The organism is Prevotella sp. RM4 (assembly GCF_000701965.1).
Classification (GTDB): Bacteria; Bacteroidota; Bacteroidia; order Bacteroidales; family Bacteroidaceae; genus Prevotella; species Prevotella ruminicola.
Map to the genome: position 1 here is coordinate 196,980 of NZ_JNKG01000009.1, position 26,626 is coordinate 223,605.

Consider the following 26,626-nt stretch of genomic DNA (forward strand, 5'->3'; position numbering starts at 1 on the left):
TTTTTAATTTTTACATTTTATTTAAAGGCCAGCACGTACTTGGCGTACTTCACCTCGTCCATCTGGTAGGTCTTATCTACATCTACCAGCACGGGGCGCTTCTTGCCTTCAATCTTCTGCTTTTCCTGTACGGTAATGGTAAAGCTTGGGGCATCTACAGCCTTCAGCGTGCCCTGTACCTTCTTACCATCGGCCTGCAGCACCTCAAGGGTGTCGCCAATGTGGTTCATGTATTGCTGGGCTACCTTAAATGGCTGACCTAAGCCGGCGCTGCCCACTTCCAGTTCGTATTCTCCGAGTTCCTCGCCCAGGCGCTCCTGCAGGAATCGGCTCAATGCTGCACAATCCTCGATCCATACACCATCGGCATGGTCAATCTCAATCACGATGCGGTCATCAGCCGCAAAGTTCACGTCTACCAGGAAGTACTCGTTGCCCTGCAACCACTCTTCCGTTAATGTCTGAATAATCTCTTTATTTATCATCTATCAGTTATTAAAATGTGAAATGAGAGACTCTTTCGAGCCTCTCATTCCGCTGAACGGGTGCAAAATTACGAATAATTCTGCAATCCTCCAAATTTTTCTTCACTTTTTTATGCTAAATCACTAAAAATCATTCGTTTAGGGGCGTTTTTGGTGATATTTACGGGCGTTTTCTTCTGCAGCTGTATCAGCTGGGCAGTCTGCTTGGGCTTCTTGGGCTGCAGTATTTTCTTGTACTCCTCCTGATTCTTCAGCAGGCGTATAGCCTCTTTCACCTGTTTGTCGTAAGCCAAGGCAGCCTCGATGGTGCCGCGCTGGTAGTAGTAGGCGGCAATGATATCAGTCTCAAGCACCTGTCGCAGCACCTTCTCGTGCTTGTCCAGGTCGGTAGCCACGTTGTGGTTCAGCTGCTTCTCCAGCTCGTCAAAAGTCTGCTTGGCATCATCGTAGTAGCCCTCAAACTTAGCTGTCCTCACCAGTTCGGCCAACTGCTTCTTGCTCACTGGGTCGTAAGTAAAACCGCTCTTTATTACGCGGGCCTTAAACTCCTGCCAGTCGGCATCGCTGATGTGGAACTCGGTAGCTGGTGCTATCTGCGGGTGCTTGGCAATGTAATCCACCACGTAGTCGAACATCACCTCGGTTGAGTCCTGTCCGCTGGCGCTCAGGTAGAAGGCAATGTTAGGTATGGTGTCGCCCTTCAGCTCTACATCGGGCATAATGCCACCGCCATCGCGCACCTCGCGACCGTTGCGGGTGTAGAACACCTTGGTGAGCGAGTCGGGTATATGCTCCTGATAGCCCATGCCGCGCTTGTAGTTATAAGCCTGAATGCAGCGCCCGCTGGGGATGTAGTATTTCGAGGTGGTTACCTTCATGTTGGTATTGTAAGGCAGGTCGATAGGAATCTGTACCAATCCCTTACCATACGTACGCGTACCTAATATAATGGCGCGATCCAAATCCTGCAGCGCGCCGCTGGTAATCTCGCTGGCCGATGCCGTCTCGCTGTTCACCAGCACCACCATGGGCATCACGGTGTCAACGGGCTCTACGCGGGTTTCGTATCCCTTGCTGGCCTGGCGCAGTTTGCCTCGGTTCTCAACCACCTTTACGCCTTTTGCCAGCCAGATGTTCAAGATATCCACAGCCTCCTGCTCCGATCCGCCGCCATTGCCGCGCAGGTCGAAAATCAGCGATGTGGCACCCTGTTTCTTCAAATCCACAAATGCACGACGCACCTCCTTGGCGCATCCTTCGGTAAACTGGTTCAGAACGATGTAGCCCACGCCATCCTTTACACCGTAGTAGGGCAGTTCGGGAAGTTTGATGTTGCGACGTGTAATCTTAAAGTTCATCAGCTTACCCGTGCTGGGGCGCATGGCCTTCAGTACAAAGGTAGTGCCAGGCTCGCCACGCAGATGACTGCTCACGTAGCCCACCTCTTTCGATATCATCATCGAGTCGTCGATACTCAGTATGATGTCGCCCTTCTTCAGTCCGGCCTCGGCGGCTGGCATGTTCTCGTATGGCTCGTCAATCACCACACGGTCCAGTTTCTGGTGTTTGCGCACCACGGCGCCTATACCTGCATACTTTCCTGTAAGCATCTGTCGCAGGTTCTTGGTTTCGTCCTGTGCGTAGTATTCGGTATAGGGGTCAAGACTGCGCAACATGGCGTTAATGGCTGTGCCCACCGTTTCCTTGGGGTTCAGCGTATCCACATACAGCAGGTCCAGATTCTTATATACGTGGTTCAGTATATCCAGCTGCTTAGCCACCTCAAAGTTGTGGTCGCTGGTTTTCTGGGCCATTGTGGCGGTGGTGGATAGGGCCATCGCGCAAAGAGCTATCATTAATCGTTTCTTCATCATCCTATATAATTAATGTTTATGGCTGCAAAATTACAAGATTTACGGCGAAAAACGTGCATTTTTGTCTGAAAAATGAAAAAAATTAAGGTTTATAGTCATTTTTTTCCAAAAAAGTTTGGTAGTTTCAAAAAATCCTCGTACTTTTGCACCCGCTTAACAGCAATACCTGCTTCAGTAGCTCAGTTGGTTAGAGCACCTGACTGTTAATCAGGGGGTCGTTGGTTCAAGCCCATCCTGAAGCGCTTAAGTCCCAATCGCAAGGTTGGGACTTTTTTTGTGATTTAACAAAAAAATAACGTTCGGTTAACCCTTTTTGCCATCGAAAGTAGTTATCTTTGCACCGTCAATTAATAAATAAGAGATATAAAATGATGAAAGCAACGGATAAACAATCGATTATTATTGCATGCGTATTCCTTAGTGTGCCATTCCTCAATATGCTTAATAACCTCCAGTTTATGGGGTGGGGCTATATGGTAGGCAGCGCATTCTATGTAGCATTGTTGTTCACTATGGCAGTTGTCTTAATTAAGTATGCCACATCCAACGAGCAGATGCATTTTTCGACCGCATTGCTAAAGTGCGCCAGTAAATATTGGGCTTTCGCCTTTTCCTTCATGATGCTGATACTGGTATTTACCAAATATGTTATTATGAGTTAGAAGCGAGAGGACCGGCATTCGTTGTGAATGTCGGTCCTCTTGAGGTTGGGGCTAAACCATCCTTAGAATGGTCCGTGGCCCATGCAGCTACCTGCGTGACCAAAAGCACAATAGGTGAGATAAAGCACGCAGCACAGCGTTATAAGGATGCCGCCGATGATGCCTATGGCGCCAATGGCGAAACCAATCACAGGGGTGACCACACCGCCGCCTGCAACGGCAGTTATCATCAGTCCTGAAATCTGATTGGCTTTGTCGGGTTGAGCCTGGATGGCCTTCGAATAGATGATAGAGAATACCGACGAGGCAAAAAAGCCCACGGCCCCGATGCATGCCAGGTTAACCATATCGTGCTCTACTGTCAGCATCACCAGCAGCGCAGCGATGCAACACAGGATATTGACTCTGAAATACTTGATGCTTGCCACGCGCGACAGCGCAAACACACCTATCAAGGCGCCTATGGTTCGACAGAAGAAATAAACCTGAGGTGCAAACTTTACTGCGTCCTCATCCCATCCGAACCGCATGGCCATCAGTTTGGAACTGATGTAATTGGTGCCCACATCAACACCCACGATAAAGAAAATGCCCAGAAACAGCTGAAGTATCGTTTGATTCTTCAGTAATGCGAACGAAGAAGAAAGGGATACCTGGCTCTCGGCAACAGCTGGTTCGCGCTTGATAGGGGTGAGCATCAGCCAAACCGCCGACAGTAGGGTGGTGAAACCCAATAGCGGGAAACAGTAGTACCACTTATCCTCGCCGCCATAGTTTACTGCCAGCAGTACGATTTCCGGACCTACCAGTGAGGATATTGCCTTGATAACCTGACCGGCAGTAAGACTGCTGGTCAGGAGTTTATCATCGGTTATCACATTATTCAACAGCGGATTCAGCGATACTTGCAGAATGGCGTTGCCAATGCCCAGCAGGGCATAGGCAAGCATGCAGGTTGTGCTGTTATAGGTCACCAGCGGCAGGAGCATGCCCACCACGGTGATACCCATACTCAGCAGAACGGTGTTTTTGCGGCCCCATCTGTTCATCTGATTGCCCACAGGGATGCTGAGGAACAGGAACCAGATAAATACCAGCGAAGGCACGAAGCCTGTCATTACTGGCGACCATCCGAAACTGCGCTGTACATAGTCGGACGAGATGCCTACGATATCGCAGAAGCCCATGATAAAGAACCCGAACAGTATCGGGAGGGCAGAAAAAATCGGTTTTTGTTTCATGATGATAGTTGTTGGAAGTTGGTGTACTGCTGATTACTGCGGACAATGAACGGGTGCTTCCAGTCCCCAGTTGTTATTGGGCTGAGTGCCCATTTTGAGCTTGAGTACACCACCCTTGAAGAGCTCATCGCGGAACAGCCAGCACTTGTTCCAGGTTTTGCCGTTCAGTTCGGCCGACTGGATATAGCTGGCACCAGCGCCATTACCTTCTGTTTCGATAACGAACGTCTTGCCCGATGCGTATTTGTCGCTCAACTGAATCTCGATTCTGTCGAACAGCGGACTGCCCAGCTGATAGGTAGGATGCTCGCAGGCACCGCCCTGCACATCAAACAAGCCCATCGCTGCCATCACAAACCAGGCACCCAGCTGGCCCTGGTCTTCGTCCTGACCGTAGCCATAACCATGCTCGCCAGTTGTGCCATAGAACTCCTCGCAAATCAGGCGGGTCCACTTCTGGGTGAGATAAGGCTTGCCTGAGAAGTTGAACAGCCAGGGAATGTGCAGACTTGGCTGGTTGCCATGATTATACGGACTGGCCACACCCGAGAAGGCATTCACCACCTTGCCGCCACCAAAGATGGTTTTTCGGGCTTCGGTGAAGACCGAGTCGAGGCGGTGATTAAACTCTTCCTGACCCATGCGGGCCACCAATGCCTCAGGATTCTGTGGCACAAAGAAAGTGTATTGGAAGGCGTTACCCTCCTGGAAACCGCGCCACGACTCCAGTGGGTTGAAATGATCGATAAAATCGCCGTTGGCCACGCGCGGACGAATCATCTTCAGATCGTCGTCGAACAGCTTGGTCCAACCGTTCGAGAGGGCCATCAGCTGCTTGTAGTCGGCCTCCTTGCCCAAGGCTTTGGCCAGCTGTGCTACCGCATAGGCGCTGAAACTATACTCTACGGTATGAGAAACCGAGAATTGAGATCCGCCACGATGTGTGCCATAGAAGATGCTGTCGTCGAAGGGTACATAACCCTTCTCTACAAACTGGCCCACATCCATCTTTCCTGCACCCTCGATACGGTTGTCAGAGCAGAGCTCGTTCTTCAGCGCAGCCTCGTAGGCAGTGGCTATATCAAAATCGCGAATGCCGCTGTTATAGGCGCCTGCAATAGCGATGCTCACCATATTGGTGCCTACACCCGACACGTACTTGCTGTTGGCAATGCCATCACCCAGCCAGCCGGCATCCTTGTAAACCAGCAGCTGACTGTTCACCCACTCGTTATAATACTCAGGATAAGCCATGGCCCATAGCGGTGTCAGGTTCCAGTAGGCGCCCCAGATGGCGTCGGTATTGTAATGATTGTGGAGAGGTTTCCCGTCTTTACCCGCAGGGATTACTCCCACGGTGCCGTCGTTCTTGGGATAGGCGCCATTCACATCGCTGGCAATTCCTCTGCCCAGCAGCACGTGATAAAGACCTGTGTAGAACTTGATCTTGTTGTCGTTCGTGCCGCCTGATACCTTGATGCGGTTCAGGGCCTTGTGCCACTTCTGGGTTGTAGCAGCCAGTGCCTCGTCGAATGTCAGGTTCTTGGCCTCTGTCTCCAGATTCAGCTTGGCATTGGCAATCGAGGTGTACGACAAACCGATTTTTACGTTTACCTGATCGTTCTGACGGGTTGTATAGTTCAGACTCATGATGGCACCAGGACCTTTAATCTCTGTACCGGCTTTCAGGCTGTCGCCCTGATAAAACACATCTACCGATGCAGGTGCCTTGTCGAGCACAGCATAGAAATACATCGATACGGTGGCGCCTGCCTGATATTTCTTCACATATTCAGGCTCTGTAACCACATAGCCCTCGATGGTGTTGCCGTCGATCTGATGGATATAGGCATCCTTCACAGCGCCACTCTCACCCTGGCGGTTACCGATGTTGAGCAGAATGTGCGACGACCTGGATGCTGGGAACGTGTAGCGTTGGAAACCCACGCGTGTTGTGGCTGTGAGTTCGGTTTTTACCTGATAGTCTTTCAGCAGTACCGAATAGTAGCCGGGATGAGCTGTTTCGCTATCCTTGTCGAAGCGCGAGCGGAAACCTTCGTCGGGTTTCTCCAGCTTGCCAGGCACCGTTTTCACCTCGCCTGTAACAGGCATGAGCGAGATGCCGCCAACCTGAAACTCGTGCAGACAGGGGAATCCGTCGATAGAGGTGTGACCATCCTCGTAGCCAATGGCTTCCCATCCCTGATTGTTGCCATAGGTGCCATTGGTCGAGGCGCCCAGTTTGGCCATGCCGAAAGGTTCGGCAGCGGGCGTGTAGAAGAACCAACGACTGTGAACGGTGCCCAGATTGGGCTTCACATAGTCAATCAGCGTTTCGTCGAGTGGGGTACTTGTTGTTGTGGAACAGGCTGCCAATCCAAGCAAGGACAGCATTCCTAAGATAAATCTAGATTTTTTCATTTTCTGTGTTATGTTTAAAGTTATCTGTTGTTGTCGAGTTGTGCTAAAGCAAATGTGTAGGCACCCAGTGCGATGGCGCGGCTGGCGCCCAGTTCAGATACCATCACACCAATCTTCGTGTCGCGTGAATATCTGGCACGCTTGTCCGACAGGGGCACCTCTACCAGCGTGTCCTTCTCTTCCAGAAATCGGGCCATCTCGTGGGCATCGCTCAGGTTGTAAACATCCATCTGCAGACAATGGAATGTGTTGCCGGCAAAGGTTTCAACCTGCGATCTCAGTTCGCTCATCACGCCCGGCAGGATATACTTGGCTGCACCTGCCAAACCGCCGCCTATCACCACCATGCCATCAACGATGTTGAGGGCGTTGGCAATAGCGGCACCCGCCATCACACCTAACTCTCTGAAAGCAGCGATGGCAGCTGAAGGGTTGCCTGGTGTGGTGCCTTCGGCGATATCAAAGATATCCTTCGGTGTCAGGTTGGCGTCGTCGGTCTTCGACAATTCGGCATAAACCCTGCGCACGGCCCTGATGCTCACACTCTCTTCGGCTATCAGCTCAGGATATTTCTTGTTGCGCATAATCCACACATCACCGCCACAGCCGTTATCGCCTGTCAGCAGTCGGCCATCGATGACGACACCTGCGCCGAATCCTGTTCCCAAGGTGATGCCAATCAGGTTGCGATAGCGCTTGTTGCAACCATGCGATGCCAGCAGATTGTTGATGGCAGGCAGCGAACCAGCCAGTGCTTCGCCATAGGCAAACAGGTTGCCGTCGTTGTTGATGAAAACGGGGATGCCAAACTTCTCTTCCAAGAAAGGACCTAAGGCCACACCGCCCCTGAACGAGGGGAAGTTGGGCAGGTCGCCAATGATGCCATGTTCGTAGTCGGCAGGCCCTGGGAAAGCAAAACTAATGGCCACAGGCTTTGATGGCAGCTGCTGCATCACCTGCGAAAATCCTTCAACCAGAACGTGCAGACAAGCCTCGGTATCATCCGTCACAGCAGCCAGTCGGATGGGCACTACCAGTTCCTTACACCCCTGGATGGCCGAGAATACGAAGTTGGTACCTCCTGCATCCAGTGTTAATACAATTCGTTTGTCGTGTTGGTACATAATATAATAGTGGTTTTAAAAATTAGCAACGTACGTATGCTTTGATGGTGACGCATGTCTTACCCTCCGAGGCGCCATAAGGACGGATGGTATATTCGCCTACGCAGGCAGGGATGATAAATGTTTCGGCATAGTGCACCACGAATGGCTCGAAGGCTTGGGTGGGACTCTCGATGATGGCCTCATCGCCTTCCAGCAGGTTGAATACATTCACACTGCCGTTGGTGGTATGATGCACGGACTTGCTGAAGGTGTGGCGACGGGTTTCGATAAACTCATTGCGATGCAGTCCCGTGCGCTCCTCCTGCCATCCGTCGCCCTCGGCAAGGGTTTCAAACTGATTGCGCAGATGTTGATATACATACTGCGTGTCGCGGCCCCAGTCGATCACATCCTTTCCACGTTCCACGTTGATGGGGCGCGGTTTGCCGTCCAGCCCCAGTCGTTGCCAGTCCCACAGCTTAAAGGTGAAAATGTTTGGCGTCGAACTGATTTCCAGCACCATGCTCTCAGCACCCGAGCAATGCACCGTTCCGCCAGGAATCAGAAAGTGGTCGTGCTTCTTGGCCTTAATCTTATTCACATATTTCTCGGTGTCGAACACAAAACCGCCTTTCTGAGCCTTACGCAGGTCGTCGATCATCGCATCCTTGTCGATACCTTCTTTCAGTCCCAGATACACCACAGCATCCTCTCCGGCATCCAGCAGATAGTAGCTCTCGTCCTGTGTATAGTACATGCCGAAATTCTCGCGGATAAACTGGGTGGTGGGATGCACCTGCAAACTCAGATTGCCACCGCCCATGGTGTCGAGAAAGTCGAAACGAATCGGAAAATCCTTGCCAAAACGGGCCTCTACAGGCTCACCGAGCAATGGTCGGCTCTTCAGCAGCACCAGATCGACCGAGGGCAGCTCGAAACGCACGCCGTTCACCTCGAACAGCAGACTGTTCTCCTCGGGCACACAGTCGAAACACCAGCCGAAGTTGGTTTTCGAGCGGTCCAGGTCGCACACCTCTTTCATCCACTGGCCGCCCCATGGAGCTGGGTCGAAGAAAGGTACCACGCGGAAGGGCGTTTTCGAGGTTTTCTCGATGCCCTGAAAAAAGGTACTGCTGTCAATCATCTTGGGTTCGCCTGCGATATGGGTGTCCAACCACCAGTCGATGCTTGTAAAGAGCTTGTCTTTGTACTTGTCGAGTACGCGCCAGTCGATAAACAATCCGCGTTTGTATTGGATCGACACGGCATCCTCGCGGTTGTCAACGCCCAGCGCCATCACCTCGTGCCTACGGAATCGCTGCTGTATCTCCCAGCGGGCCATGTCCACATACACCTTCAATGCGTTGGCAGGGGCCACCAGGCAGGCGCCAATACCAATCACTACTGTAGGCACTGTGGCTGTTGCCAGTTCGTTGCTGGCGGCGCGCAGTTTCTCTTCGCTGAAGAAATCGACCATTTTCAGGTTGGTGATGTAGCCAAACAGCACATCGTCGGTCATAAACGGTTCGGTCATCTTCCTGATTTCCTCTTCGGGCTTCATCAGGTCGCGGGTATTGATAATCTTTCCCCATCCCGAAAAAGCCTCGATGATCTCGTTTTCATACACGCCCGTATATAGGTCGATACACATTGCGTTGCCCATCATAGCCCCTTTCAGCTGGGCCATGATGGCATCCCATCCCTGTAAGATATTCCCCTCAAACTTGGTCGAAGGAAACTTGTCATAATTTGATTTTCTCATTATTTATTTTAAGTCCAGTATGTTCAGCACATGTTGTTTCGGTTTGCAAAAGTATATCCCTATAAAGAATAAACAAAATTAATTTGCATTTTTTAAAAGATACTTTCTCAATTTGCATTTTTTTCAGATGAACACCCCCATCTGCAGGGCATATTTAGTTCATACTTCGGGTTAATTTTGGCACGGATGACGCGGCTCTCTTTTAGAGAAACACAGCTTTTGTGTATTGGCTATAACCGTGTCCTTTTTTAAAAAAGGCCGTGTTATCCGTGCCTAAAACTTAGTCTCCGTTGGGGCCGTCGTCGATGCCACCGCTGTCGCAATACTTGCCGATGTTCTGCAACTGTTCCTTTGCTTTTACTTTCAATGCCATAATCTTTAATTTTTAGTTTGTAAAATAATTTTTAATGTTTAATCTTTAATGTTTAATGTCTAAACTCCGATGTAGATTTGCGCTCACGTGTGGGAGATTTTTTTAGTGCACGTGGGAGAATCTTTTTCCGCGTGCGGGAGCGTCGTTCTATCTTTATTTTGACGATGCAAAGGTACGATATTTTGATTGTGGTTCACGAACGATTCGGCCCATTATTTTTCGTTTTCTCGGATTTTTCCTGCCGCGGTCGCGATGGTCAAAGTCATTTTGGTCAAAATCGAAAATCAACTGTCAAATTTCCCCACTATAATATAAATATTCTATTTATATATAGTGAGCAATGACCGCGTTTCCGAAATCGAAAATGACCATTTTGACCTTGACCACTATGACCACCGGTCGCGGGGGGCCGATTCAGGGCACCGTCGTGATTCGCGACGGTGCCTACGAAACCCGAGACTTTTTTTATTGTTAATCCGTACCCCCTACGCGTACCCCCAGCGTAGGGGGGGGATGGCAACACCCGCAAGGCAGTGCTTGCTATGTAGATAAAGAGGACCGAGAGGATGGGGTAACGATTCGTGACGCCATCGGAAGTTGGGAAAATAATCAAGATTGCTTTGTGCAGCTCTGGCGTAGGCTGGAGATGCTGCGAAGTGAGTGGAACCGACGATATGGAGAGGGTAACGACCCCATTATCATCAACAGTGGATTCCGTTCGGAGGCGGTTAATAATGTGATTGGAGGTGTGGCTACCAGTAACCATCTTACTGGCTGTGCAGCCGATATCCGCGTGGCTGGCATGGAGCAACTTATCCGATATGCCACCATCCTGCTTGATGTCAGCGATCAGTCGAGAGAAGACTTTGACGAGCTGCTGTTAGAGTATTCGCCCAGAGGCGGTTATTGGCTCCACTTTGCCGTAAAAGCAAAAGGGAATCGACGAAAAGTAAGGCTTATACAGGCGTAAAATAGTAACCGCCGATGTATCTCGAGAAAGATGCGTCGGCGGCTTTTTTATTTCTTCTTCTTGGCTACAATCTCGCCCGCACCGCTACACTGGTCGGCGATGTACTGTACAAAATCTGCATTACTTGCCATGATGATAGGGATTACTTAAACAGATACTGGGCGAACTGGTGGAGGGATTTGCGCCAGGGCTGCCACTCATGGTCGCCAGGGTAGGCGGCAAAGCGTACCTGGATGCCGGCATCCTGCATTTTTTTTACGATGTTGCGGGTGTGGCTGATGCGTGGGTCTTGCTCGCCGCAGGTGATGAAGAACACATCCAGATTCTTGTTAAAGCCCTGCACATCGGATAGCATGCCTGGTACTTCTTTCTCTAAGTCGAAGTTTGAGGCGCCTTGGATGCCACCGAACATGCCTGTTGAGAACACGCCTACGTTGGCAAATACCTGGGGCGAACGCAGGCCGATGTAGAACGACTGGCCGCCACCCATCGACAGGCCGCACATGGCGCGATACTTGCGGTCGGCTTTTACACGATAGTTCTTCTCAATAAAAGGTATCACGTTATCAATCAGTTCGTTACGGAAGTTCTGCATGCCCTGCCAGCTGTAGCCGCCACCAAAGCCGCCGCTGCGTGCCTGCACGTTGCTGTTGGCACTCACCACAATCATAGGAACGGCCTTGCCTGCAGCTATCAGATTGTCCATAATCTGAGCGGTGCGGCCTTGCTCCATCCAGCCGCGATGGTCCTCGCCACCACCATGCTGAATGTAAACCACGGGGTATTGCTGGGTGCTCTCGTTATAGCCGGCTGGGGTGTAAATCATCAAGGGGCGATAGGCCTCGTCGACCTTTGAATAGTAGTAAACGGTGCGCACCTCGCCGCGTGGCACATCCTGCACCTCGAAGTCGGCACAGCCATCCTCTTTGATTTCGATGGCACTCGACCAGCGGCTGCAGCCGTAGAACGATTGGCTGGCAGGATCGGCTACCGAAACACCATCAATCAGCAGGAAATAATAGTGGAATCCGGGCACTTGGGGGCGGGTGGTTACACGCCACGTACCACGCTCGTCGCGGGTCATATCGTACTTGGTGCCGCAAAGGTCAATCTGTACCTTCTGGGCCTCGGGGGCATTTACGCGAAACATCACGCTACCATCCTTAAGTACACGTGGATAGCCGTTACGGTTTACGTTGGTTACTGGCGAGTACGATCCCTCGGGAAAGGTCTCTTTGGCAAATGGTTGTGCTGCCATCTGGGTGCAGCAAACGGCCGCAAACAGGGCGACCAGCAAAACTTTTGTTCTCATATGTACAAAAAGAAAAATTGTTAACTTGATGTTGCAAAGATAATTGTTTTTTGCGAACCGAACGTATTGATATACAGAGTTTTTTGTTTTTTTATCAATAAACATGGATGCGTAATGCGGCTATGATAGTTTTTTTTCGTAACTTTGCACGCGATTTTAAGAACGTACGTTTAAATTAGTAATAAGATTATGGCAAAGAAAGCACTTTTGATGATTCTCGATGGATGGGGAATCGGTAAGCATGGTAAGGGTGATGTGATTTTCAACACGCCAACTCCTTACCTCGATCTGTTAACAGCTACTTCGGCTCACTCTCAGCTCCAGGCATCTGGTGAGGATGTAGGTTTGCCCGACGGACAGATGGGTAACTCAGAGGTAGGTCACCTGAACATCGGTGCCGGACGCATCGTTTATCAGGACCTGGTAAAGATTAACCGCGCCTGCAAGGACGGCTCTATCATGGAGAATCCACAGGTTAAGGCTGCTTACACCTACGCCAAGGAGAACAACAAGAAGCTGCACCTGATGGGACTGACATCTAACGGAGGTGTACACTCTTCGCTCGACCACCTGTTCAAGCTCATCGAGATTGGTAAGGCTTACGGTCTGAAGAACCAGACTTTTGTGCACTGCTTCATGGATGGTCGTGATACCGACCCCAAGAGCGGTAAGGGCTTTATCGAGCAGATTAGCAAGGTTTGTGCCGATAACGACGCTGCCATCGCATCAATCGTAGGTCGTTTCTACGCTATGGACCGCGATAAGCGCTGGGAGCGTGTAAAAGAGGGTTACGACCTGATTGTGAAGGGTACTGGTAAGCAGAGCACCGATATGGTTGCTGCTATGCAGGAGAGCTACGACGAGGGCGTTACCGACGAGTTTGTTAAGCCAATCCACAATGCCGCTGTTAACGGTTGCATCGAAGAGGGTGATGTAGTGATTTTCATCAACTTCCGTAACGACCGTGCCAAGGAGATGACTATCGCGCTGACTCAGGAGGATATGCCAGAGCAGGGCATGAAGACCATCCCTGGTCTGCAGTACTACTGCATGACTCCATACGACGCTAACTTCAAGGGTGTGAACATCCTCTTCCCCAAAGAGAACGTTGAGAATACACTGGGCGAGTATCTGAGCAAGCAGGGCAAGAAGCAGTTGCACACTGCCGAGACCGAGAAGTATGCTCACGTAACATTCTTCTTCAACGGTGGTCGCGAGCAGCCATACGAGGGCGAGGATCGTATCCTGGTTCCAAGTCCAAAGGTTGCTACCTACGACCTGAAGCCTGAGATGAGCGCCTTCGAGGTGAAGGACAAGCTGGTGGCTGCTATCAACGAGGCTAAGTACGACTTTATCGTAGTTAACTTTGCTAACGGCGACATGGTAGGTCACACAGGTATCTACAACGCTATTGCCAAGGCTGTTTGGGCTGTTGACAACTGCGTGAAGGATGTGATCGAGGCTGCTAAGGCCAACGACTACGAGGCTATCATCATTGCCGACCACGGTAATGCCGACAACGCTATCAACGCCGATGGTACTCCAAATACCGCTCACTCACTGAACCCCGTTCCTTTCATCTATGTAACCAACAACAACTCGGCTACAGTTAAGGACGGACGTCTGGCCGACGTGGCTCCTTCAATCCTGCACATCATGGGTCTGGAGCAGCCTGCCGACATGACTGGTGAGAACCTGATTTGTGATTAATGTTTTAGGCACGGATTACACGGATTTCACGGATTTTTGATAACGAAAAAATAATCTGTGTTAATCTGCGTAATCCGTGCCAAATTTTAAAAGAATATGGCAGTACAGATAGAGGAATCTTGGAAGGGACACCTTAGTGGCGAGTTTGAAAAGCCTTACTTTACGCAGCTTGCTGAGGCTGTGCGAAAGGAGTATCAAACTTCTACGTGCTATCCCCCAGGCAAACTGATATTTAATGCCTTTAACCTGTGTCCGTTCGACCAGGTAAAGGTAGTGATTATCGGTCAGGACCCCTATCACGAGCCAGGACAGGCACACGGACTGAGTTTCTCGGTTCAGGACGGTATCCAGTTTCCGCCCTCGCTGCAGAATATCTTCAAGGAGATTCAGGCCGACCTTGGTACGCCTATCCCCACATCGGGCAATCTTACCCGTTGGGCCGAGCAGGGCGTGCTGCTGCTTAATGCATCGCTTACCGTTCGCGCTCATCAGGCCAACAGTCACTCGCAGCTGGGGTGGCAGAAGTTTACCGATGCCGCTATACAGGCATTGGCACAAAACCGCCAGCACCTGGTGTATATGCTGTGGGGCGGCTATGCCCGCTCGAAGGCGTATATGATTGACAAGCAGAACAACCTGGTGCTTGAGAGCGTACACCCATCGCCACTGAGTGCTAATCGTGGCGGCTGGTTCGGTCAGCACCAATTCTCGCGCTGTAATGCCTATCTCGAACAAAACGGCCAGGCTCCCATACAATGGTAATCAAAATTATCAATTATCAATTATCAATTATCAATTGAATACAATTCCCCCAATTATACAAGTAGGTGATGTGTTGCTCTCGTCGGAGATACTGACGGAGAAGTTTTGTTGCGACCTGAGCGTTTGCAAGGGCGAGTGCTGTGTTGAAGGCGATGCAGGCGCCCCTGTAACGATGGACGAAATAGCTGCCATCGAAGCATGCGTGGATGACGTGTGGGACGACCTCTCGGCATCGGCACAGGCTGTTATCGACAAGCAGGGCGTGGCCTATACCGATCAGGAGGGCGACCTGGTAACCAGTATTGTAGGGGGAAAGGATTGTGTGTTTACCTATTACGGCGACATTGAGGATTGGAACACCCACCTGCCCATTAAGAACTGTTGCCTGTGTGCATTAGAAAAGGCTTACAGAGCAGGGCGTACCCACTTCTGCAAGCCTATTAGCTGTGCTTTGTATCCTATCCGCGAAAAGCAGCTTGGCGGCGGCTTGACGGGCTTGAACTACAACCGCTGGAGCGTTTGTAAGATGGCCATTGCCAAGGGCATTCAGGTGCATCTGTATCTGTATCAGTTCCTGCGCGATCCGTTGATCCGTCGCTTTGGCGAGGCTTGGTATCAGGAGCTGCTTGATACCGTGAGCGAGCTGAAGGAGCAGGGCTACCTATGATTTGCGATAGGCCGAGGGCGTCATGCCTACGTGTTCCTTAAAGTACTTACCCAGGAAACTCTGATTGGGGAAGTTCAACTCTTCGGTTATCTCCTTGATGGATTTGGTGCTGTTTTTCAGAAGCACGCGCAATTCCATGGTTACATAACTCTCGATCCATTCTACGGCTGTGCGACCGCTGATGCGCTTAACGGCTGTAGAAAGGTATTTGGGGGTGATGTTGAGCTGCTGGGCATACCAACTGACGCGGCGTTCGCGTTTGCAGTTCTCCTCAACCATCTTCAGGAATTGTGTAAACACCTTCTCGGAACGTAGCAGCGACTCGTCGAAATTCTTCACCCTGTAAATCACATTACCCACATCGTAGAACATGGCCAGCATGAGCGTGCGAATCAGGTCCTTACGGAAATGGTTGTGGTTGTCGCTGATTTTTTGTTTGATAAACTGGAAGTATTCTGTGAACGTTGCAATCTCGTCGGCCTCGAGCTTCATCACAGGCTGCATGCGGGCAAACACAAACAGCGAGCTTACATCGTGTACGCTCTTGATGATCTCGTGGAAGAAATCCACACTCATCATGATGCACAAGCCCTCCATATCATCAGAGCACTTGTAACCATCGATAACGTGGCGTTCGCTAGCCACAAGCATCTCACCGGCATGTACCACCAGTTCTTCGGTGTCCATGCGGTAGCTAATCTTTCCTTTGGTGCAAAGACCAATCAGAATGAAGTTCATCTTTCTGGGCTCGCTGGGCATAGGGGCCTTGTTAATCTGGTCGGACAACAGCAGGTCGTCGTCGAGACAAACCGATCCTTCCCAGTTTTTTGCCTTTTTAAACTCAGTGTCCTGTATCAGTATTTGCTTTTTAGCTTTTACCATGTTTTAATGTTTTGTGTCTCGCCAGCCTTCAGTTTTACCTTCTTCTGCTGACCGTTATATATAAGCGTAAGTGTTCCTGCTTTCTTGGCTTTGATGCTGCAACCGCGCACCTTGCCATCCTTCCACTCGAAGCTTACCTCGTAGCCACCACGAGCGCACAATCCGCTAATGGCGCCATCTTGCCACTGCTCTGGGCATGCTGGCAGTAACTCGATTGAACATTGACCATTAACTATTGAACTTTGCATCAGCATCTCGCACACACCGGCTGTGCCGCCAAAGTTACCATCAATCTGGAAAGGTGGATGCGCATCAAACAGGTTGGGGTAGGTACCGCCGCCATTGTGCCAGGCCTTCCAATCCTCCTTACGCACACCGCGTGGGGCAATAGGTGTAAGCAGCTTCTGATAGATGTGATAAGCCTGCTTGGCGTTGTGCAGACGGGCCCACAGGTTAATACGCCAGCCTGTGCTCCAACCGGTGGTCTTGTCGCCCTTAATCTCCAGCGAACGCTCGGCTGCCTTCTGCAGGGTGGCATCAGTGAGATGATTGCCTGGGTAGAGACCGATGAGGTGGCTCTGATGGCGATGCTGGAAATCCCAGTCGTCCCAGTCGTAGTACCACTCGTTCAGGTCGCCCATGTGGCCGATAGTGTAGGGGTGCAGCTTAGCCAGGGTCTGCTCCATCTCCTTATTCTTCAGTCCAAGCACCTTGCCTGCAGCAATGGTGTTGATAAACAGTTCGCGGATAATGGCCAGATCGGCTGTACCACCGTAGCAGGTAGTGCCGTGATAGCCCTTATCGGTCTTATACTCGTTTTCGGGCGATGTGCTGGGGGCAGTAATCAGCTCGCCTGGCTGCTTGGGGTTGTCGATGAGCCAACGCAAGCAGAACTGGGCAGCACCCTTCATCAGCGGATAGGCAATGTTCTTCAGGTAAGCCTTGTCCTGTGTAAACTGGTAGCGCTCCCACAGGGTGTTTACCAGCCAGGCACCACCTAGGTTCCAGTTACTCCACTCAGGACTCTCGTTCTTCTCGCCCACAGGGTTGGTCATCGCCCAGATGTCGCTGTTGTGACTCGAGCACCAGCCCTCGTGGATGTTATAGTAGTTCTTGGCGGTGAACTTACCGTTGGCAGCCAGTCCGGCAATAAAACCGTCAAGTGGCTCAGCCATCTCGGCCATGTTAGCCACAAAGGCAGGCCAGTAGTTCTCCTCCAAATTGATGTTTACCGTATAGTTGCCACGCCAGGGCGACCACAACTGGGGTGCCCACAAACCCTGCAGGTTGGCAGGCACGTTCTTGGTGCGCGAGGCTGAGATAAGCAGATAGCGGCCGAACTGGAAGTAAAGCTCCTCCAGATAAGGTGTCTGGTCGTTGCCATTGGTATAATCCAGCAGCATCTCGTCGGTCATACGGCGATCCTTGGCACCTGGCAGGTCCTTAGGATTGCGACCGCCCTTGTTCAGACAGATTTTTACGCGGTCGTAGATAGTCTTATAATCGGCCAGGTGGCGGGCATAGAACTCGTCGAACGTCATGTTCTGTGTGTGCCACAGGTCGTTGGTTACAGCCTCCAGGTAGTTGGCGCCCTCGCGTACAGGGTGCTTATCGAACCCGTTAAAGCTGGTTTCGTTTACAATGTAGATGATAGCCTCCTTGGCCTTGGTGATGGTGAGCGACGAGTCGCTGGCAGCCATCTCGCCATCAGTCTTTACGCTCAGGATGGTGCAGAAGTGTGTACTCTCCTGTGCATCGCCTGTGGCGTGGCCCGTCATAGTAAGCTGTCCTAAGCCGCTCTTTACCTGGTGGGGCACCTGGGCTGTAAGAGCTATCTGGCAGTTGATGTCGCCACGCAGACGGATAGCTATCAGCTTATCAGGATTAGAGGCAAAATACTCGCGGGTGATGCGGCGGCCGTCGCGTTCGTAACTGTCGCGAACAATCGCCGAGTCGATATCCAGCGTGCGGCGGTAGTGCTTAATCTCGCCCAGACCTAAGTCCTTGATATGCAGTGTGCCCAGTGGCTGGTAGTGCTGCGAGTTAGGACCCTGCACGTGCAGCTGCAGCGAGTCGGCCAGCGCATAGTTCTCGTTAAAAAGCGCCTTGCGAATCTCAGGTATCCACTTGTGGGCATCGGCATCCAGGTTGCGATCCACAGGTTTACCTGTCCACAGCGTAATGTCGTTCAGATAAATCACGTTGTCGTCGGTGCCGCCATAAATCAGGGCACCCATCTTACCGTTACCAATAGGTAGCGATTCTTCGAAAAACGTAGCTGGTTTGTTGTACTCCAATACCATTGGAGCCTGCTGCTGTGCCGTAGCAGTTAGGCACGTCATAGTTAGTAAAAGCAGGTAATTCTTCATCTTTTTTTTGTTTTTATCGGTTTCTGCTTGCAAAGATACAAAAATATTTGTATATTTGCGCCATTAAACCGATAAAAATAATAAACCTATGCAGTCGATACGAACTTTAAATGATATGATAGTCTTTCTGCAGCAGCGTGGCGACAAGAAGCGCGTGGCTGTGGTTTGTGCCAACGATGCCAGCACCCGATACGCAGTTGAGAAGGGTAAGGAGATGGGTTTTATCGAGCCTATCTACGTGGATGGCGACGACAAGGAGGAGTGCGCGCGCCGTGCTGTGGCCCTGTGTAAGAATGGCGAGGCCGATATCCTGATGAAGGGCCTTGTGAATACCGATGTGCTGCTGAAGGCTATCCTGGATAAGGAGAACGGCATACTGCGCCCAGGCCATGTGTTAACCCATGTGGCGATGGCCGAGATACCTAAGTACGAGAAGCTGTTGTTTTTTACCGATGCAGCCGTGATACCTGTACCCACCGAGGCCCAGCGCCGCCAGCAGATACACTATGTAAACTATGTGTGCCACGCCTTGGGTATCGAAGAGCCGCGTATCTCGCTCATTCACTGTGCCGAGAAAGTGAGTGCCAAAACATTCCCATATACCGTGGATTACTTAGAGATTATAGCCGAGGCTCAGACGGGTAAGTTCGGACGTTGCATCATCGATGGTCCACTCGACCTCAAGACATCGCTCGACTCCGTTAGTCTGCGCGAAAAGGGTATCCACAGCGTGATTGACGGACAGGCCGATGCCTTGATATTCCCCGATATCGTAGCTGGTAATGTGTTCTACAAAACCATCACCCTGTTTGGTTATGCCAAGACGGCTGGTGTGCTGCAGGGCACCCAGTGCTGCTGCGTGCTGCCATCGCGTGCCGACAGCCCCGATTCAAAGTACTACTCTTTGGCTTTAGCTGCAATTTAATGAAGATATTAGTTATAAACCCAGGTTCAACATCTACGAAGATTGCCGTTTTCGACGACGAATCGCCTCTGCTGGTCCGCACCATTGCCCATAGTGCCGACGAGCTGGCCCATTTCGACGATGTGATTGAACAGCAGGACTTTCGTAAGCAGCTGGTGCTCGACGAGTTGCGCCAGGCCGATATACCCGTGGAGTTTGATGCTGTGATAGGCCGAGGTGGACTGGTGAAACCGCTCGAAGGTGGTGTTTACGAGATTAACGACTTGATGATACAGGATACCCACAGCGGTATTGCCCTGCATAACCACGCCTGTAACTTAGGCTGCCTGATAGCCCACGAGATAGCTGCTACCATCCCTCATTGCCGCTCGTTTATAGCCGATCCTGGTGTGGTGGATGAGTTGAACGACTATGCCCGTATCTCAGGTTCGCCGCTGATGAACCGTATCTGCATCTGGCATGCCCTTAACCAGCGCGCCATAGCTCGCAGGTATGCATCGGAGATAGGTAAGGAGTATGAAGACTTGAATCTGATTATCTGCCACATGGGTGGCGGCATCTCTATCGCAGCCCACGAAAAGGGCCGTGCCGTTGATGCCAACAACGCTCTGGATGGCGAGGGCCCGTTCTCGCCCGAACGTGCCGGTTCGCTGCCAGCATCGGATCTCATCCGACTCTGTTTTAGTGGAAAATATAACGAGAAGCAACTGTTGAAGCGCATTGCCGGCAAGGCTGGACTGAATGCCCATCTGGGTACCAACGATGTGCGCGAGGTGTTGCGCCGCATCGAGGATTATGGCGACCAGCACGCCAAACTAATCCTGGATGCGATGATATATCATGTGGCCAAGAACATCGCCTCCGAGAGTGCTGTGCTCTGTGGTCAGATAGATGCCATCCTGCTAACAGGTGGCCTTGCCAGGAGTGAATATATCGTGAGTCGTATCCGTGAGCGAGTGGGCTTTCTGGCACCCATCCGCTGTTTCCCAGGCGAAGACGAGATGGAAGCCCTGGCCCTGAACGCCCTGGCGGTGCTGCAAGGCAAACGGAAGGCTAAGGAGTACAAGTAAACAAAAACGTAGGTAAGTATGACTAAACTAACTAACTTTATCAAAGGCCGCCTATCAGTCAAAATCAGTCTGATGGCTGTCTCGGCTATGGCCGTTCTGCTCATAGCCTCGTTGGTAGTCATGCTGCTTTACTCGCGAAAAAAGGTAAAGGAAGAAACCATGGCCCGCGTTACCCAGACGCTGGATGCCACTGTGCAGAATATTGATAACATTCTGCTGAGTGTTGAGCAAACGGCGGGTAATGTGTATTACAGTCTGCCACCCCATATCAACAATCCTGAGGCATTGGAACTCTATCGCCGCAAACTCATAGACAGTAACCCTTACGTGGCCGATTGCACCATCGCCCTTGGCGACACTACAATAAAAGAGTCGAAGTGGACCGTAAAACCTGTCCAGGAGGGTAAGGAGCCGCTTATCAGTTTCAGTGTGCCGTTGTATAATACTGCAGGGCAGCTTGCGGGTTACGTCAGTACCGATGTTTCGATAGGTTTGCTCTCGCGCATTGTGGCTCAGACCAAACCATCCGAGAACTCGTTCTGTGTGCTACTCGACAGCATGGGCAACTTTATTGTGCATCCCGATGCTGAGCAGCTCATGCAGCAGTCGGCCATCGAGATATCTAAGGCTAATGCCAACGCTGAACTTGGCGAGGCTGTGCAGGCAATGATTGCCGGCCAGACCGATTATCGCACATTCTGTTTGTGGGGCACCGATTTCTATGTGTACTTCAAGCCCTTCAGTCGTAGCAGTGTGCGTGGCCGCGCCATCGGCCATCTGGGTTGGAGCGCAGGTATCATCTATCCTGAGCGTGATATCTTTGGCGATTACAACAACTTGCAGTACTATGTGCTGGTTATCAGTATTATAGGCCTGCTGTTGACGTTCCTGTTGAGTCATGCGGTTATCAAGAGCCGCTTGAAGCCTCTGCTCATGCTTACATCCCAGGCGCAGCATATTGCCGCAGGTAACTTTAGCGAACCCATCCCTGATAGCAAGCATATTGATGAGGTGGGACGTTTGCAGGACAACTTCCAGCTGATGCAACGCTCGCTGGCCACCCAGATAGATGAGCTGGAGAGTCTGAAGAATACCCTGTATCAGCGCTGCGAGGGATTGCGAAAGGCTTACGATCAGGCTAAGAAGGCCGACCGTATGAAAACCTCGTTCCTACATAACATGACCAACCAGATGATGGAACCTGCCGTTGCCATCGAACAGGATGTGCAGCAGCTTTGCAGTCAGTCGGATCGTGATACAGCCCAGTTGGTGAGCGATGTACAGAAGAAGGGTAAGGCCATCACCGAGCTGCTGAAGAATCTGATATCGATGTCGGATGATGAAATGAGAAAGGAGGCCGATCATGATTAATATCCGTAAGTCGTTCTCAACCAAACTCAGCGTGGCACTCCTGATTCTGGCTGCCCCCATCTTTGTCATCTCGCTGGGCGTGCTGTTCACCCAGTCGCGAAAAATGATTCGTAACGAGGCCATCGGGCATGCCAGCAGCGTACTGAATGCCACCATGCAGCAGCTTAACCGGCATTTCCTGACTATCGAGACGGCTACCAATGCCAACCTGTGGCAGGTAGAGCAGGTGTTTACACCCGACTCGCTGTTGTATTTCGCCAATCGTATCGTGAGTCTCAATCCCCATATCGACGGCTGCTCTATCAGTGCCCAGCCTGATATGTTCCCCAAGTACGGACGTTATTTCTCGGCTTACTCGGTGCGTAAGGCCGACTCGGTAACCACGGTTATCGAAGAGCCCTACGACTATTTTAATAAGGTATGGTATAAAACGCCCCACCAGTTGCGCGATGCCTGCTGGGTGGCATATTACGATGAGGTTGACTCGTTGGAGCTCACCCTCGTTGGCATGTTGGCATCGTATTGCAAACCGCTTTATAATGCCGATAGCGCGTTTGTGGGTGTGATTTCTACCGACCTCTCGCTGTTGCGACTCTCGCACGAAATGTCAGCTATGAAACCCTATCCCCATTCTTATTTCATGCTGATAGGCGAGAATGGCCGCTACTATGTGCATCCCGATTCTACGCTGCTGTTTAAACAAACCATCTTTACGGGCGCCGATACCCGCAAACAGGCCGACCAGATAGTGCTGGGACACGAGATGACCAGCGGAAAAAGGGGTAATATGATGGTAAACATGGATGGGGCCGATTGTATAGTGTGCTACCAGCCTGTGCCTGGCACCAAGTGGAGCCTGGCTATTGTGTGTCCTGATAGCGATGTGATGGAAGGTTACCATCGACTGATTTATATCGTGGTATCGCTGCTGGTACTCGGCTTGCTGGTGATTATTCTGTTGAGTCATCGCGCTATGGCTCATACCATCCGTCCGCTGCACGAGCTGCTGTATAAAACCCAGAGCATTACAGCTGGTAATATGGATGTTACTATCCCTCGCACCACACGTATCGATGTGATAGGCCGTTTGCAGAACAGCTTTGCACAGATGCTGGAATCGCTTAACTACCACATGAAGAGTGTGCGCTTTGTGAGCGACCAGACCCGCCAGCGCAACGAGGAACTGCTACAGGCCACCCGTATGGCTCAGGAGGCCGACCGCCAGAAGACCACTTTTATACAGAACGTTACCCACCAGATACGCACGCCGCTGAATATCATTATGGGCTTTGCTCAGGTGCTCAGCGATGCTGGTAGCGGTAACCTGTCGGACGACGATCTGAAGAATGTTACCGATACCATGAACCATAATGCCACCCAGCTTAACCGCATGGTGCAGATGCTGTTCGACAGCTCTGATTCTGGATTGAACGAGGAGATGAATTGCGATAAAACCGACACGCTGCTGTGTGTACGAGAGGCCCATCAGGCTGCAGATGTGGTGCGCCAGCGCTATCCTGGTGTTAGTATCAGCATCCAGTCGCAACTGGCCGACGATTTCAGTGTGCTTACCAACCGCACCTATTTTATGCATGCGTTGTTGGAGCTGATGTACAATGCCGCCAAGTATTCCGACGGAAAGCATGTTGAGTTGCAGGTATCGGCCGATGAGGCTATGGTTAGCTTTGCGGTTCAGGATCAGGGTAACGGCATCCCTGAGGCCGAAGTTGAACACCTCTTTAAGTTCTTTACCAAGGTCGATGACCTCTCCGAAGGTCTCGGCTTGGGCCTGCCGCTTGCCAAGCGCCACGCCCAGAACCTAGGCGGCGATGTAGTTCTCGACACTACCTACCACTCTGGCTGTCGCTTCATCCTTACCATCCCAAATACAAATTAAAGAACAGTGAAAAAGATATGTTTTCAAGGATTGATGGTAATGTTTGCCATCACGCTCTTATCGGGTTGCCATTATAGCGGCAACAAGTATTATTACCACGAGCTCGACAAGATTGATCATCGACATAATCGTGACTTAGCTCGAAAGGAACTGGCCCAGCTTAAGGGGCAGGCGGATAATTGTGCCGACTATGTGAAGCATTATTATATGCTGTTGACTCTTGAGATGAACAACGAGCTGTCGCCCGAACGCAACTTTAAGGCTGCTGACGAAATAGTGGATTATTACGAGGAGGTAGGCGATAAGAAAAAACTGATACGCAGTTATATCATAGCTGGTTCGGTAGCAGCCAACTGCAGCGATGGTCCTAAGGCCATCGCCTATTATCATAAGGCCGAAGAGCTGTTGCCAACCGAAATCACGCCTCAGCATATCGATTTATACGAAAGGATGGTGAAACTGCTGCTGCGCCAGAATATGCCCGATGTGGCCAATCGCTATGCTAATTACATTCTGCACTATGCCGAAAATCAGGGCGACACACTTAACATGATACAGGCTATGCGCTATATCAGTCAGTCGTTCAAGATGCAGCGTGTGCCACGAGGAATGCTGTCGAACCTGTACGATGCCTACGTGTTGGCTACAAAAGCAGGACTGATTAACGAGCAGGACGAGCTGAGGCTCGACATGGCTACCTATTACTGCGAAAGCGGGCGGTATAGTGCAGCCAAGGGCTTGGCTCTGCCCCTGAAGGATAAACATATGCAAGGCGGGCGTCATAAGGTTGATGCCTTGTTAGCAAGCGTATATTACCACACTGGCAGGATTGATTCTGCGCTCTATTTTGGCCAGCGAGTGATGGAAGAGGGCAACTCGGTAAGTAAGCGTGATGTGCATGAGATTCTGGCTCATATAGCCATTAAACAAGGAAAAGCTGCCGAGGCCGAGGATCATTTCACACGTTACAAGGATTTGAACGATGAGCTGAACTTTATTGCCAACAACGAGGCCATCGCCCAGGCCGACGCTTTCTACAACAATCAGAAACAGGCCGAAGAAAACGTACAGCTGAAAGCCGACAACAACTTTAAGCAGTCTATTATTATAATAGGTATTGCTGTGGTGGTGATTATCGTAGTGCTCTTTGCTACCTATATCCAGCGTCATCGCCGCCGCCAGGAACTGATGGAGATGCGTATCCAGCACCTGCAACAGTTGAAAAAGAACTATGCTAAGACCGACGTTGAAGAGATAAAACGAGCTGAACAAACGATAGAGAGTACAGAGATATGGCAACGCCTGACAACGCTGCCTGATAGTGAGCACCCAACAGATGAGGATTGGATAAATCTGTCGGAGGCCATCGATGAGGTATATGATGGTTTCACTGGCCGATTGATGCATCTGTGTCACCCATCTACTCACGAGTTGCACGTCAGTATGCTACTCAAAGCAGGTTTCGAACCTGTTCGCATTGCTACGCTCACCCTCCGTAGCAAGGCTGCCATCTCAACCGTTCGCAGTCGTCTGTACGAAAAGACATTTGGCAAAAAAGCCAGCGCAAAAGACTGGGACGAGGTGATCCGCACCCTCTAAACACCAAATGCAAACTATTTGCAAACTCCGGTAGCATCAGACTATCGGAGTTTTTATATACCTTTGCCGCCGATAAACCAAAATCAAATTCAGGATGAAAATGATACTTCTATTATTATTGATGTTGATTGCACGTGTGGCTGGTGTTGATGCTCAGTCAGACGTTACCAAACTGTCGGTTACCTATGAGGTGCATTATCTGAACTATGCCGAAGATGATTCGCTGTCAAGAGACATCGCTCAGCTTGATATTGGCACAAATACTTCGCGTTATTATAGTAAGGTATCAGAGTGGTATAATTTTAATCCCGTAGGCAAAGCTCCCTATCCAGGAACAAAGATTAAGAATGAAGAGGTTTACAAGAATATGCCTAACAAAGGGCTTGTCACAGCCATGCATTGGCCGTATTGGATAACCACTCAGGATTCTATCAACCATCTGTTTGATTGGCAGTTGGTCGAGGGCGATTCTATTGTTTGTGGATATCCTTGCCACAAAGCTCAGACCACATTTCGCGGTCGAACCTGGACTGCATGGTATACACTTGATTTGGCATATAACGATGGCCCTTGGAAATTATGCGGTTTGCCTGGGCTGATACTTCATGCCCAAGATAGTACACGACAGTTTATTTTCGATTGCACCAGCATCGAGAAAGGCGATGGACACACTTTTTCTTTTCCTGCATCAAAAAGAATACGATTAGTAACCCCAGAGAAAGCGGAAGAGTTGTTGTTATTTGAGGCCGCTGACATTGAAGGCAACAACAAGTTATTATCGCCAGGGTTGACACGTTTTTGGGTAACTGATAAAAATGGGCGTATCATCAAGCAGATTCCCAAAACTGCCATCCCCTACGAACTATTTCATCAAAACCACAAAAAGAAAAATAAAACTAACCCCCGCTCACGTAAAAAGAAATAAAAAATCCCTCATCTCTCATAAAATCTTTCAAAACCCGTATAAACACAAGTGTTTCGGGACGTGAGAGATAATTTTTATCCCTCCCTAATCCCTCCCTGATCTCTCCCTTCACCCCTCACTTTTATAGATTATCGAATAGTGAAGTATGAGAGATTTAGTGAGAGATTAGGGAGGGATGAAGGGAGGGATTAGGGAAAGTTGAATTTTTTAAAATCCCCTGTTTATGCGGGTTTCAGGAAATCT

At 50.6% G+C, this 26,626-nt stretch carries 20 protein-coding genes and 1 tRNA gene; 12 read left to right on the plus strand and 9 right to left on the minus strand.

Translation table 11 applies throughout. From position 1 onward, the window contains the following. Positions 1-17: 17 nt before the first annotated feature. The gene (gene rimP / locus T499_RS0108875; protein WP_013065455.1) at positions 18-485 is read right to left on the minus strand and encodes a ribosome assembly cofactor RimP; all 468 of its coding nucleotides are present in this window, start codon (positions 483-485) and stop codon (positions 18-20) included. A gap of 110 nt (positions 486-595) precedes the next feature. Then, positions 596-2,356 (minus strand): S41 family peptidase, encoded by a 1,761-nt coding sequence (locus T499_RS0108880; RefSeq protein ID WP_052173580.1) that lies wholly within the window; start codon positions 2,354-2,356, stop codon positions 596-598. A 171-nt stretch (positions 2,357-2,527) separates the two neighbouring features. Between T499_RS0108880 and T499_RS0108885 the strand changes: the two genes are divergently transcribed. Both T499_RS0108885 and T499_RS0108890 read left to right on the plus strand, forming a co-directional pair. Continuing rightward, positions 2,528-2,601: transfer RNA gene (locus T499_RS0108885), tRNA-Asn, on the plus strand. 126 nt (positions 2,602-2,727) lie between these two features. Next, positions 2,728-3,021: a hypothetical protein gene (locus T499_RS0108890; protein WP_033150696.1), complete on the plus strand. Its 294-nt coding sequence runs from the start codon at positions 2,728-2,730 to the stop codon at positions 3,019-3,021. A 62-nt stretch (positions 3,022-3,083) separates the two neighbouring features. Here the strand turns inward: T499_RS0108890 and T499_RS0108895 are convergent, their stop codons facing one another. Genes T499_RS0108895 through T499_RS0108910 form a run of 4 tightly spaced genes read right to left on the minus strand, consistent with a single transcriptional unit; the run spans position 3,084 to position 9,551 of the window. Then, complete coding sequence (locus tag T499_RS0108895; RefSeq protein WP_033150697.1) at positions 3,084-4,262, minus strand: MFS transporter; 1,179 nt, start codon at positions 4,260-4,262, stop codon at positions 3,084-3,086. A gap of 33 nt (positions 4,263-4,295) precedes the next feature. Next, the gene (locus tag T499_RS0108900; RefSeq protein WP_033150698.1) at positions 4,296-6,683 is read right to left on the minus strand and encodes a GH92 family glycosyl hydrolase; all 2,388 of its coding nucleotides are present in this window, start codon (positions 6,681-6,683) and stop codon (positions 4,296-4,298) included. A 20-nt stretch (positions 6,684-6,703) separates the two neighbouring features. Next, positions 6,704-7,807, minus strand: a complete 1,104-nt coding sequence (locus T499_RS0108905; protein WP_033150699.1) for an ROK family protein — start codon at positions 7,805-7,807, stop codon at positions 6,704-6,706. A 22-nt stretch (positions 7,808-7,829) separates the two neighbouring features. After that, a complete protein-coding gene (locus T499_RS0108910; RefSeq protein ID WP_033150700.1) occupies positions 7,830-9,551 on the minus strand; it encodes a class I mannose-6-phosphate isomerase in 1,722 nt (573 codons plus the stop codon). A gap of 995 nt (positions 9,552-10,546) precedes the next feature. On the opposite strand from T499_RS0108910, the gene T499_RS0108915 reads away from it, so the two are divergent. Next, complete coding sequence (locus T499_RS0108915; protein ID WP_143010907.1) at positions 10,547-10,894, plus strand: D-Ala-D-Ala carboxypeptidase family metallohydrolase; 348 nt, start codon at positions 10,547-10,549, stop codon at positions 10,892-10,894. Between the two features lie 142 nt (positions 10,895-11,036). Here T499_RS0108915 and T499_RS0108920 read toward each other — a convergent pair whose 3' ends face one another. Further along, positions 11,037-12,206, minus strand: coding sequence for an alpha/beta hydrolase-fold protein (locus T499_RS0108920; protein WP_033150701.1), 1,170 nt, complete (start codon positions 12,204-12,206; stop codon positions 11,037-11,039). 189 nt (positions 12,207-12,395) lie between these two features. Between T499_RS0108920 and gpmI the strand changes: the two genes are divergently transcribed. From gpmI to T499_RS0108935, 3 genes are all read left to right on the plus strand, one after another. Continuing rightward, positions 12,396-13,916 (plus strand): 2,3-bisphosphoglycerate-independent phosphoglycerate mutase, encoded by a 1,521-nt coding sequence (gene gpmI, locus T499_RS0108925; RefSeq protein ID WP_033150702.1) that lies wholly within the window; start codon positions 12,396-12,398, stop codon positions 13,914-13,916. 96 nt (positions 13,917-14,012) lie between these two features. Further along, on the plus strand, positions 14,013-14,678 hold the full coding sequence (locus tag T499_RS0108930) for a uracil-DNA glycosylase (RefSeq protein WP_033150703.1): 666 nt from the start codon (positions 14,013-14,015) through the stop codon (positions 14,676-14,678). 34 nt (positions 14,679-14,712) lie between these two features. Further along, positions 14,713-15,345: a DUF3109 family protein gene (locus T499_RS0108935; RefSeq protein WP_084163042.1), complete on the plus strand. Its 633-nt coding sequence runs from the start codon at positions 14,713-14,715 to the stop codon at positions 15,343-15,345. Here the strand turns inward: T499_RS0108935 and T499_RS0108940 are convergent. Both T499_RS0108940 and T499_RS0108945 read right to left on the minus strand, forming a co-directional pair. Beyond that, complete coding sequence (locus tag T499_RS0108940; protein ID WP_033150704.1) at positions 15,340-16,227, minus strand: AraC family transcriptional regulator; 888 nt, start codon at positions 16,225-16,227, stop codon at positions 15,340-15,342. The two genes, T499_RS0108935 and T499_RS0108940, sit on opposite strands and share 6 nt — an antisense overlap. Beyond that, positions 16,221-18,596 (minus strand): glycoside hydrolase family 95 protein, encoded by a 2,376-nt coding sequence (locus T499_RS0108945; protein WP_033150705.1) that lies wholly within the window; start codon positions 18,594-18,596, stop codon positions 16,221-16,223. The genes T499_RS0108940 and T499_RS0108945 overlap by 7 nt, the downstream gene beginning before the upstream one ends. A gap of 88 nt (positions 18,597-18,684) precedes the next feature. Between T499_RS0108945 and T499_RS0108950 the strand changes: the two genes are divergently transcribed. The 6 genes from T499_RS0108950 to T499_RS14220 all read left to right on the plus strand — a co-directional run bounded on the left by T499_RS0108950 (position 18,685) and on the right by T499_RS14220 (position 26,383). Beyond that, on the plus strand, positions 18,685-19,521 hold the full coding sequence (locus T499_RS0108950; protein WP_013063718.1) for a phosphate acyltransferase: 837 nt from the start codon (positions 18,685-18,687) through the stop codon (positions 19,519-19,521). Beyond that, on the plus strand, positions 19,521-20,591 hold the full coding sequence (gene buk / locus T499_RS0108955) for a butyrate kinase (RefSeq protein WP_013064720.1): 1,071 nt from the start codon (positions 19,521-19,523) through the stop codon (positions 20,589-20,591). Before T499_RS0108950 ends, buk begins: the two co-directional genes overlap by 1 nt. Positions 20,592-20,609: 18 nt before the next feature. Continuing rightward, positions 20,610-21,962, plus strand: a complete 1,353-nt coding sequence (locus T499_RS0108960; protein ID WP_084163044.1) for a PDC sensor domain-containing protein — start codon at positions 20,610-20,612, stop codon at positions 21,960-21,962. Then, on the plus strand, positions 21,955-23,859 hold the full coding sequence (locus T499_RS0108965) for a HAMP domain-containing sensor histidine kinase (protein WP_033150707.1): 1,905 nt from the start codon (positions 21,955-21,957) through the stop codon (positions 23,857-23,859). The genes T499_RS0108960 and T499_RS0108965 overlap by 8 nt, the downstream gene beginning before the upstream one ends. A gap of 6 nt (positions 23,860-23,865) precedes the next feature. After that, entirely contained in the window at positions 23,866-25,458 is a 1,593-nt protein-coding gene (locus tag T499_RS0108970) for a hypothetical protein (protein WP_157054575.1), read from the plus strand. 94 nt (positions 25,459-25,552) lie between these two features. Then, on the plus strand, positions 25,553-26,383 hold the full coding sequence (locus T499_RS14220; RefSeq protein WP_052173584.1) for a GLPGLI family protein: 831 nt from the start codon (positions 25,553-25,555) through the stop codon (positions 26,381-26,383). Positions 26,384-26,626 lie beyond the last annotated feature (243 nt).